Source organism: Bacillus cereus group sp. N8 (assembly GCF_016483685.1).
Taxonomy (GTDB): Bacteria; Bacillota; Bacilli; order Bacillales; family Bacillaceae_G; genus Bacillus_A; species Bacillus_A proteolyticus.
The window spans coordinates 1-10,401 of the sequence record NZ_JAEHBK010000068.1; the positions used below are offsets into that span (position 1 = coordinate 1).

Consider the following 10,401-nt stretch of genomic DNA (forward strand, 5'->3'; position numbering starts at 1 on the left):
CTCTTGAGCAAATAGTTGTAATTCATCAGATACAGAAATAGACATACAAAAACGCCATCCTTTCCTATGATTCTACAGAAAGAATAACGTATTTTTTTCATTTTAGGGAATTCTTGTTTTGTTACTTTGATAGTCTCATGTGGCAGAATTTCTTAAATAGCTTCGAAGAACTCTATTCTAAAAAATACATCTATATTTTACTGGTGATGATAAGTTAATTAAAGTTGATGGATAGCCAAATTCCATTGAAGCATCTATAAATTCTTCTAAATTTTGTACCGATTCAGTGACTATTTTCACCAAATAACTATATTGTCCAGCTAATCTGTGGCACTCAAAGACCATAGGATTTTCTTTGCAAAAATTTCTGAATTGTTGACATTTTTTTGATTCAAACAAAACAAAAGCCGTTACATTCTTATTTAATTTCTCTGGGTTTATAACTGCCCTATAGGCTGTAATAATATTTTTATCCTCTAATTTTTTTACTCTTTCTTTTGCAGCAGGTGTTGATAAGTTCACCATTTTTCCTAGTTCAGTCATAGATATGCGTCCATCTTCTTGAAGAATATGTAAAATCTTTCGGTCAATATGGTCCGTTTTAAACATCCCCTTTTTATTTAAAGCAAAACGCTTATAATGAATAAATTTTTTAAGTCTTTTGGATGAAATAGCTAATAATTTGTATTTAAACAAAATTATATTATATTTATAATTTTATGTATATAATGAAAAAAATGTTATTGGAGGAATAAAAATGGGACTTGAGATGAGGAAATGCTGTGAGAAATGTAATAATAAGGTTGAAGAGCAATCTTTGGCTTTTATTTGCACACATGAATGTACATTTTGTGAGGAGTGTACAAAATTAATGAATTATGTATGTCCTAATTGTCAAGGAGAGCTTGTCAAAAGACCTAGACCCCTATCTAGTAGTGTCTGCTCTCTTAACATATAACAATACTACTTATTAGGTTCGTAACGAAATAGGTTCAAAAGATAAAAGAGGGCAATATTATGATTATTAGAATAAAGAAAGATATGGAGAACATATATAAATTATAGCATAAAGGAGTTTTTATATTGAACCAAGCTTTGCTTATTATTGATGTCCAACAAGAATTAGTTGATGGTAATAACGAAACTAAAAATGTGCTTAATAAAGAAGAATTGTTAGATAATGTTAATTTAGTTATTGATAAAGCACTAGAATCACATGCTTTGATTATCTTTGTGAGGGATAAAGATGTTGCTGAGGGCCAAGGTCCAGGTTTTCAAATACACCAGACAGTAAAAGTGCCAACCAATGCAAAAATATTTGATAAAGTAGCTACAAATGCGTTTTATGGTACATTATTAATGGATTTTTTAAAGGAAAACGAGATCGAACACCTTATTATCATGGGATGTAAAACAGAACATTGTATTGACACAGCGGTTAGAACTGCAACGGTGAATCATTTTGATGTTACTTTAGTTGGGGATGGTCATTCAACGACAGATTCTTCAATCCTATCTGCTGAAAAGATAATAAGTCATCATAATGAAATACTTCATGGTCATTACAATGTTGACAATTTTTCTGTTGTTCGGACCAGCCGAGAGGATTTGTTCCAACCAATTCATAACAATTACCGATAAATCACTATTTACCCTGCTAAATTGAGAACCTCAAAAAAATTATTGATCTATAGCAATCAGGAGTGATTGTGGAATAACCCAAACTATATTTAAACGAATGTGTGTTATTATATTTTTAATATGGAAGTATATCACATCAAAAACTAAAAAAAATTAATTTAACCCCGTTCTAAAATTGGAACGGGGTTATGCGTATTTAAGACATTAAAGGCCTCACCATACCATTTCGGGAAAATTGTACGTTTAGACACAATTTGGACACATTTTAAGCGTTTTCTGTTCGTTAAGAGACATCTGTCCAGAAAATCTTATGTTTATGAACAGAGGATAAAACTCAATAATATCAACGTTTTCTAGCTATAATCATGTTCATAAAGTGTGTAAATAAATCAATGTTTAATTAAACTTAGGTTTTTATCTTTCTGGACATGTAGTTATCTCTAAATAAGGCTGTAACGATAAGGTTTGGTTTCCCTTAGCGTACAATTTTCCCAGAATGATATGGTGACCCCGGATAGTAACAAGGTTATTTTATTTACCCTTACCAGCGATTCCCTCAACGATTTCCTTTGCTGATTTTCGATTCTTATTTATTTCACTGATTTCATCTAATTCTCTATGAATATCACGAAAGCCATTTTCAAAAGTAGCTTGTAATCCCTTAAAAATACCTTCCGAACTATCCATTTTTCCCTCTAAGCTATCCATTCTTTTATCCAATTTATCTAGACTTCCATCTAACTTATCTAATCTACCATCTAATTTTTCTAGCTTATTATCCATCGCTGTTAACTTTGCTAGTATCTGTTTTGCAAGTTCAATTTCTCTTTCTGTTGCCATGTAGCAATTCCTCCTTTTTGTAATGTTTTGCCCTTCCTTCAAGGAAGTGAGTAACTCTATCTGTTAATCCGCAGCGAGGTAAATTGTGCCGAAAAGGATTCCCCAAACTCCGCCAAATTTATTTTTCAAGATACGACTATTTGATTATAGCAAAAACCTTAACCACCCCCCATTCCATAACGCTGTACAAGACAAGTAGTAAGGGCTTTGCCCATAAAGAAAAAGTTATTGAGTTGTGGCTTTAAAACAAAGTTTGATAATTTATAAAAAAGTCTGATCATTTAAAATAAAGATTGATAATATGTAAAAAAGTTTGATCAAAATCCCGTGTTGGTGTGCAGGATTTTTTCTTTTTCAGTAATCGGGCCAGATTGTTGAACAAGAGCAGTCGTTCTTTTTCTAAGGGAGTATAGCTCAATAAAAAATATAATTTTTTAAAAGCCATTGTATAATTGGATATATATTTCAAAAGGACATGGAGGTACTTTTATGAAAACTATAGGATTAATAGGTGGAATGAGCTGGGAATCGTCGGTTGAGTATTATCGAATTATTAATAAAGAGGTCAAAAACAAATTGGGTGGATTACATTCGGCAAAATGTCTTTTATATAGTGTTGATTTTGAAGAAATCGAGCGATTTCAAGCAGATGGTAAGTGGGAGGAAGCAGGTAAATTGTTAGGGGATGTAGCCTATTCATTAGAAAAAGGAGGGGCAGATTTTATTGTTATTTGTACAAATACGATGCATAAAGTAATAGATTATGTTGAGGAAAAAATAAATATTCCTATTTTACATATTGCTGATGCAACTGCTAATCAAATAAAAAAGTCAAATCTTCATACAGTGGGGCTATTAGGTACTAAGTACACTATGGAGCAAGACTTTTATAAAGCACGAATAAAGTCAAATGGTATAAAGGTTTTGGTTCCAAATAATTCTGAACGAGAGATGATTAACAAGGTTATATATGAAGAGTTATGTTTAGGTAATATAGAGCAATCATCAAGGGATTATTACAAAAAAGTAATCACGAACTTGGTTGATAATGGTGCTGAAGGAATAATATTAGGATGCACGGAAATTGGATTATTAGTCAAACAAGAGGATTCAGAAGTTCCTTTATTCGATACAACAGAAATTCATGCAATTGAATCAGTTAAAAAAGCATTAGAATAATAAGTGAAATAGTCAATTTTCAATTACTCTAATAAAATCCTATTCAACAATCGGGCGCTTTAATGGAGGAAAGATCACAAAAATGATCAATTTTTTTTATAAAGCCGAAACTTAAATATACTTAAGAATAATCCATTCTGATCAATCTTTTTTTCAAAATGGATTATTCTTATTTGCCGTAAAATAGGGGTTTGCGAGGTATTTTTGATCAAACTTTATTTCAAAGCAACATGAGTCAGAATTGCGAATCTCGGTGACTTGTTATCCCCAAAAACATTTGAAATTTATTGCGTATTTGTAGCGGAGACCAGACGACGCTATGTACCATGCCTGCCCCCATAGTATACCGCCTTATATCCGAATATAAAAATATAGTAGGTATCGCCAATCCTCTACATGGTTCGTTCCTCCCATTTATCCCACTGATCTTACTGTTGTCATTCATGTTTGTTTGTTGTTTCATTCTTCCTTCATTGTTCTTCATTCGTTCCTTCCTTGCTGTTGTCCTCGCCTCGTGGTGTGTGCCATGCCCTGTCGCTGTCCTCGTGCCTCGCTACTGTCAGTACTGGTACTGTTACTGGTACTGTTATTAGTACTAGTACTGTTACCTATCCTCGCACCCAGCACCGCACCTTACTGTCCTACTGTTGTATGTGTAGCGATGTGGTGGTGAATGCCCTGACCTATCCATTCCCTTTTGATAGCTACATATGATTGAGGCACACCCCTTGTTTCTGTGCTAGGAAAATACCTCCCTCAGTTGTGTTCACATGTGATTGATAGTTCCCATAAAAAACTAGTGCATAAAAAACAGACTATAAATTGTCACCATTGCCAAAACAATGAAGCCGATTGTTAAAGCGAGTAATTTAAATACTTTTTTAAATGCTGTATCCATTCTCATACTCCTATGTAATTAAAATTCAATAAAGAGTATTTTGCGTAGCCAAATCATTTTTTATTCCAATGTAATAAAGTCCACAAAAATCGTATCAAAAAGTCTACATCCATTTTTGAGGAAGTACTTCCATACGCTGAGGATCTAAAAAGTACCTGGTTATTTCCTTCTCGAAAAGGTGATAAACCTATAAGTAAAATTCAAGCCTATCGACAGTTACAAAAAGCCGGGGATTTTGCCGGAGTCGAATCTTTAGGTACCCATACCATGCGTAAAACATTTGGATATTGGTTTTACAAGCAAACAAAAGATATTGCTATGTTACAAGAAATATTGAATCATAGTACACCACAAATCACATTAAGATACATTGGGATTAATAAAGAAGAGAAAGATAATATACTTGATACCTTTCGCATCTAATTTAATTTAGATGTTTTTTATTTATCTGTGACATGTTTTCTAGTGTAATTGAGGATTTGAGATATAGTTTCATACGAATTTTATTTGAAGATGGAATGAAATTGAATATTTATTCCATTTTTTTATTGAATAATATATCACTAAATGATATATTATTTTTAGATATATCATTTAGTGATATAGAAAGTGGGGAGAAAATGAAGTCATTAGAACAATTAACCGATTCTGTATTTTATATTATGGCGGGGTTTACAAAACCAAGACATGGATATGCAGTGATGAGTTTGATTGAAGAATTAACGAATGGGCAAGTAGTAATTGGGCCTGCATCACTATACACAATTATTAAAAAGTTAATAACTGAATCCTACATTGAACTATTTGATGATTCAGATTCACGTAGAAAAGTTTATGTTTTGACAGCTAAAGGAAGAGAAGTGTTGGAGCAAGATATTTCGAGACGAAAAACGATGCTTGATTTTGCTGAAAATGGATTAAAAGGGGAGAACTAAGATGGGAGAAACAAAATACATAACGTCAAATGGAATTGCTTTTTCTGAAGAAAAGGATTTAGAAAAATTAAAAAAGTATGCTGCAAAAGGATGGATTGTGAAACGCTTTAAAAGAATGGGATATGAATTAGAAAAAGGCGTCGCTGAAGATGTTATTTTTAGTCTTGATATAAGAGAATTAGGGGAGAATGAATTAGAAGAATATATTGAAATGTTTCAATTATCCGGTTGGGAGTATATTTGTTCAAGTTTTAATATGCACCTATTTAAAGCGAAACCTGGTACAAAGCCAATTTATACAGATAAAGAAACAAAACGGGAGAAGATAAAAAATGTTAGAAAATCAGTTATGTCAACAGTTGTGATCAGTACAGTTCTACTTATTATAAGTTATATAGTTTATTCGATTAGTTCTGGATTATTAAGTACAATATTTGAAATAGTTTTCTTAGTTTCACTTGTCATTGCCATTCCAATGTTAACGACATTAATAGCGACTTACTACCATTCGTTACGAACAAGATAATATAGAAAGTGAATTTGTAAGTTTATAAGTTATTTGCCTACCAAAATGATCAATCTTTTTTATATAATTTTTGAGAGGTAAGTTATAAAACCCTTGTATTTTGAACAATCATTGTTCAAAATACAAGGGTTTCTTTTTATGATGAAATGAATCTTCTCAGCATCTTTTTATCGAACTTTCATTTAAGCCAATAAATTCATTCTATTCATTTTTATATTCCTAGTCCTTGTATTAATTAATTTTTTCTTTGTTATATAAAATTTATATAACAAAAGCAAAATTTAACAAAGTGGATAATTGTCATCATCATATCTAACACATTGATTTCTAACTAAAACATTTTTAACAAACGTTTGTTTAATTTTCCCATAATTGATTTTTCATCATATTAGTAAAAAAGATAAGAAAACTCCATTTACATATATTTTTTTACTTATGATGAAGAAAACAGTTATGGAAAATTAGACAAGCGCTTATTTAAATATGGGGGTATCGCCACATCGCCATCAAGCTAAGAAAAGCGAATACCCCAAAACGAAAAAATTGAGAACGAGAAGTGATTTTTTATTGGCCTATATCCTTTATGTAGATAGTCAAAAGAGTTAATATGTATAATATATAAACTAAAGAATAGTTGTTATAAAATTCGTAACAAAAATTCATATGAGGGGTATAAAAGTATGGAGAAAAAAATTCTATCTGAGACAGTAAATGACATGATATTATCTGGTAAGAAAGTTGATACAATTAAAAATAAAGATGAGATTAAAAGAGTATTTGCCAAAGAAGGAATACCTTTTTTTGATAAAGTAATTGATTTTCAAGTAGCATTTGGTGGTATTTGGTATAAAATTGGTGAAAGATTTTATGAAGGTTTCCAAATGGATATGTTTTTCTTCAATAAATTTGAAGAAAAATATGAACTTAAGTTTTTTACAAAGGAAAACGGAAAATACTATGTTCAATGTATGGATTATCATTATGCAGGAGATTTTGGACCTTGTATTGATGAGGATGGGAAAATATATCGTTTCTGCATGGGACGTTTTTTCATTAGAGCTGACAATATAGAAGAATTTTTAGACGATGATGCAATTAAATACTATATGGTTAATAAGCATAAAACTTGGCTAACACGTGGGGCTAAAATTAGTGAAATTGATGAGTTTAAAAAAACGGAAGCTTTAAATAAAATTAAGAGAGAATCATTTTCAGATAAATATTTTGAGTGGTGGTGCAATACCGAAGAAACAATTTTTGTAAGAATTGATTTAGTAGATAAATATGGTTATGCAGAAGTATATTGTAAAGGCCAAAAGATATTAGAGCAATTGTATAAGTCGGACATATCAGTAAGTGTTTTTCCACCTAATAACTGAAAATAAATATTAATATTGAGCCAAAATAGTTTATTTTAGAGGTCCGGCTACATCGCTATCAAGCTAAGATTTTACACTATCCATAAAGCACAAAAGACGTTATCCTTTCTGTATATTTCTACAAACAGGATAGCGCTTTTTTCATTTTATAGGTAGAGTTCTATGATGAATCATATTAATAAGGCAATAACAATTATACGTAATAATTTATATTTAATCGATATTAGAACTTATTACTTTATATTTATCTTCTTTTGCAACATCTATAATCGCACGAATCTTTTTTTGTTCATTATTCAGCTCATGTCCTTCGATCCAAACTTTATATCCCATTTCTCCGGTTACTCCAACTTCAGTTATAACAACATCTAACTGTTTTTCTTTTTGAAAATATTCAATAGCAGTTTCCTTTGCCTTTTCTCGAGTTTTCGGAAATTCTTTCTCACTTAATGGATCTTTCGTTGTTAATGTAATATAAGAGACAAAACCAATAATAATCAAAGTTATTGTAGAAAGTCCAACTAATAATAATTTTTTCATCCTTCTTCATCCTTGTCTATCTTTTTTAAAATATTAACACTATATTTATCGTTTTTCAATAAATATTTATTATTTATTATTATTTTTTTATTGATAATCTCTGTGATTTTAGAAAAGTAGAAAAAAGCATTCCTCTAACTATCCTGATCTTTATCTCAACTAATCTATTAAATAATCCTATTATGGAATTCTATCACATCGTCATCAAGTAAAAAATTTGTTTTTAGGGTACTTTCATAACTTAGCTTGATGGGCATGGGGTACCGCCAGCATTTTGGAAAAAAACCACGCTAAGAGCATGCAAGATTTTATACAGTTTTTGGGCTAATCCAATATCAAACAAGAACCCTAAAAACGAGTCAGGATAGGAATGTATAAAAAAATACATAGATCCATAGAACAAAAAAAGACGATTCCCTTGTGAGAATAAGGATTCGTCTTTTTCTTCGCTACCGATAATAGGACGTTATGTTAACTTTATATGTATATAATATTCATGGGTTTATACAAGTTAATAGATAAAAATTATAGTTTTAATTATAATGATATCCAGTATCTTCTAGTCAATTTCCCATCATTAGGATCTAACCTTTTATCTTCTAATACACCGTTATTATTTTCTATTATCCCTATTGAACCCAAATTATCATCGGCACACGTTACAAGGATTTTATTAAGCCCTAATATTTTTGATTTTGCCAATGCTAATCTTAGCATTTTTGAACCATATCCTTTTTTTCTTTCACTTGGTTTTACAGAATATCCAATATGCCCTGCATAGTTCAATAAATAGTCATTTAATTCTAATCTTAAATTCAACATACCTACAATTGAACTATCGCTCTTTTTAACGGCAATATACTGAATTGCTGGTACCCGATTGTCAGGAACAGTTTTTCGATTTTCGTTTATTTTTAAATAATCTAACCAGTCCGTTACGCTGTTTTTAAAAGCTAATGAAGAGGTTCCTTCAATTCCATTTGGACTATAGGGGTATTCGTTCTTGTAATTTATAATTTCTTGTTCAAATTCTAAACTAGGTAAAAATAATTCAATTTCATCCATTGCTATCACTCCTAGAAATTTATATCCATAAAATAACAAAAACATCAGCATTTTGCTATCTAAATTTACTACTTATAATGAGACGTTATGTTAACCGATCACGTATACAATATACAACTAGAATTACAAAACATATCACCTCTTCTAAATGATACAATTAGGAAAAGGAGGAGAGAATATGTACGATTACAAATTTGTTAAAGTCGAAGCTAATAAATGGACTGGGGAACCTAAAGAAGATTATAAACGTATTATTGCCGAACATGCTGAAGAAGGTTGGAAGTTTGTTCAAATCTTTGCACCACCAACTATGGGGTACGCAAATTACTTTGAGATTATTTTTGAACGAACAAAATAACTCCTTTTTAAAAACGAAGAAAGTTGCTTTAAATAACACACAAAAAATCGTGATATTTCAATATTTAGGAATTTAGTTAATATCGATTTAACTTATAAAACAAATAAATTGATATTAATCAACTTCCAATAACGATAACTATGTGAACATAAAAGTCCTCCAGTTAAACAATCTGGAGGACTTTTAATAGTCTTCTAAATACATTGAATCCCTATAATGAGACGTTATGTCAACCACACATGTATACGATATACATCCAACTTTCAGCACCTTATTACTCTTCCTAAATGGTACAATTAGGAAAAAGGGAGAGATATTATGCTGTCTGTATTGTTTGCAATGGTTCCACTCGTTTTTCTCATTCTGATTTGGGACAACCTTCGGCTGATTAGAAATAACTCCGAGCAACAAATCAAGCAAAATGAACAGATTATCAAACTTTTAAAAGAGAACAAACAGAAGTAAGAAGCGTTTCCCTCTTCAAAACGAGAGGGGTTTGCTATGGCTTTTTATTTTATGAGAGGAAGTGGGGAAATTATGGGGAAAGAAATACTGTTTGATAATGAAGGTATAATTCTAAAACTAAATGGGGTAACAGGATTACTTGCATTAAAACTAAAATTAAAAATGCCTTATAACACGATTAAGAGTGTATATGTTGACTATTTTGATGCTCCACAATGGATGCTTCGTATGCCCGGAACATCAATTTCTTCTCTCAATATTTTTGAAGGAAGTTTTAAATATGCTGACGAATGGTACTTTCTCTCTTATGAAAATAGAGTCCCTCTCGTAATGATTGAATTAGAAGGTCATGAAAAATATAAATATGTCTTTTTTGAGATTGATGATCCTACCAAAATAGCCGCTGATATTAGAAAACATATAAAAGATTTGTAATTATTGTTGCACCTATCAATATATTACTTCCTCTAACGATAATTATGTAAATGAGCCGTCCGCATTGAACTGAACCCAAAAAGTTAGACAAAGAATTTAAGCGGCCGATGGGATGTGAGTCCGGTATTGCACTGGACTCA

The 10,401-nt window shown here is 31.0% G+C and carries 12 protein-coding genes and 1 pseudogene; 9 read left to right on the forward strand and 4 right to left on the reverse strand.

All coding sequences use genetic code 11. The features are described from left to right. Nucleotides 1-177: 177 nt before the first annotated feature. Nucleotides 178-609, reverse strand: coding sequence for an Lrp/AsnC family transcriptional regulator (locus JDS80_RS29710; RefSeq protein WP_199640702.1), 432 nt, complete (start codon nt 607-609; stop codon nt 178-180). Nucleotides 610-757: 148 nt separating this feature from the next. Here JDS80_RS29710 and JDS80_RS29715 point away from each other — a divergent pair, with 148 nt between their 5' ends. Further along, nucleotides 758-958, forward strand: a complete 201-nt coding sequence (locus JDS80_RS29715) for a DUF1272 domain-containing protein (protein WP_035434724.1) — start codon at nt 758-760, stop codon at nt 956-958. A gap of 125 nt (nt 959-1,083) precedes the next feature. Further along, on the forward strand, nt 1,084-1,641 hold the full coding sequence (locus JDS80_RS29720; protein ID WP_199640703.1) for an isochorismatase family protein: 558 nt from the start codon (nt 1,084-1,086) through the stop codon (nt 1,639-1,641). Between the two features lie 531 nt (nt 1,642-2,172). On the opposite strand, the gene JDS80_RS29725 is transcribed toward JDS80_RS29720, so the two are convergent. Further along, a complete protein-coding gene (locus tag JDS80_RS29725) occupies nt 2,173-2,481 on the reverse strand; it encodes a coiled-coil domain-containing protein (RefSeq protein ID WP_199640704.1) in 309 nt (102 codons plus the stop codon). A gap of 489 nt (nt 2,482-2,970) precedes the next feature. Between JDS80_RS29725 and JDS80_RS29730 the strand changes: the two genes are divergently transcribed. From JDS80_RS29730 to JDS80_RS29750, 5 genes and pseudogenes are all read left to right on the forward strand, one after another. After that, on the forward strand, nt 2,971-3,660 hold the full coding sequence (locus JDS80_RS29730) for an aspartate/glutamate racemase family protein (RefSeq protein ID WP_199640705.1): 690 nt from the start codon (nt 2,971-2,973) through the stop codon (nt 3,658-3,660). 973 nt (nt 3,661-4,633) lie between these two features. Then, nucleotides 4,634-4,981 (forward strand): annotated as a pseudogene (locus tag JDS80_RS29735) (tyrosine-type recombinase/integrase); the annotation flags it as partial. 197 nt (nt 4,982-5,178) lie between these two features. Continuing rightward, nucleotides 5,179-5,493 carry a PadR family transcriptional regulator gene (locus JDS80_RS29740; RefSeq protein ID WP_071770964.1) on the forward strand — a complete coding sequence of 105 codons (315 nt, stop codon included), beginning with the start codon at nt 5,179-5,181 and terminating at the stop codon, nt 5,491-5,493. A gap of 1 nt (nt 5,494) precedes the next feature. After that, the gene (locus JDS80_RS29745; protein ID WP_071770960.1) at nt 5,495-6,019 is read left to right on the forward strand and encodes a DUF2812 domain-containing protein; all 525 of its coding nucleotides are present in this window, start codon (nt 5,495-5,497) and stop codon (nt 6,017-6,019) included. A gap of 680 nt (nt 6,020-6,699) precedes the next feature. Then, on the forward strand, nt 6,700-7,398 hold the full coding sequence (locus JDS80_RS29750) for a hypothetical protein (RefSeq protein ID WP_199640706.1): 699 nt from the start codon (nt 6,700-6,702) through the stop codon (nt 7,396-7,398). 213 nt (nt 7,399-7,611) lie between these two features. On the opposite strand, the gene JDS80_RS29755 is transcribed toward JDS80_RS29750, so the two are convergent. Both JDS80_RS29755 and JDS80_RS29760 read right to left on the reverse strand, forming a co-directional pair. Beyond that, nucleotides 7,612-7,938 carry a hypothetical protein gene (locus tag JDS80_RS29755; protein WP_048567251.1) on the reverse strand — a complete coding sequence of 109 codons (327 nt, stop codon included), beginning with the start codon at nt 7,936-7,938 and terminating at the stop codon, nt 7,612-7,614. 537 nt (nt 7,939-8,475) lie between these two features. Continuing rightward, on the reverse strand, nt 8,476-9,003 hold the full coding sequence (locus JDS80_RS29760; protein ID WP_199640707.1) for a GNAT family N-acetyltransferase: 528 nt from the start codon (nt 9,001-9,003) through the stop codon (nt 8,476-8,478). Nucleotides 9,004-9,181: 178 nt separating this feature from the next. Between JDS80_RS29760 and JDS80_RS29765 the strand changes: the two genes are divergently transcribed. Continuing rightward, entirely contained in the window at nt 9,182-9,361 is a 180-nt protein-coding gene (locus JDS80_RS29765) for a DUF4177 domain-containing protein (RefSeq protein WP_097861244.1), read from the forward strand. 537 nt (nt 9,362-9,898) lie between these two features. Continuing rightward, the gene (locus JDS80_RS29770) at nt 9,899-10,261 is read left to right on the forward strand and encodes a hypothetical protein (protein ID WP_199640708.1); all 363 of its coding nucleotides are present in this window, start codon (nt 9,899-9,901) and stop codon (nt 10,259-10,261) included. Nucleotides 10,262-10,401 lie beyond the last annotated feature (140 nt).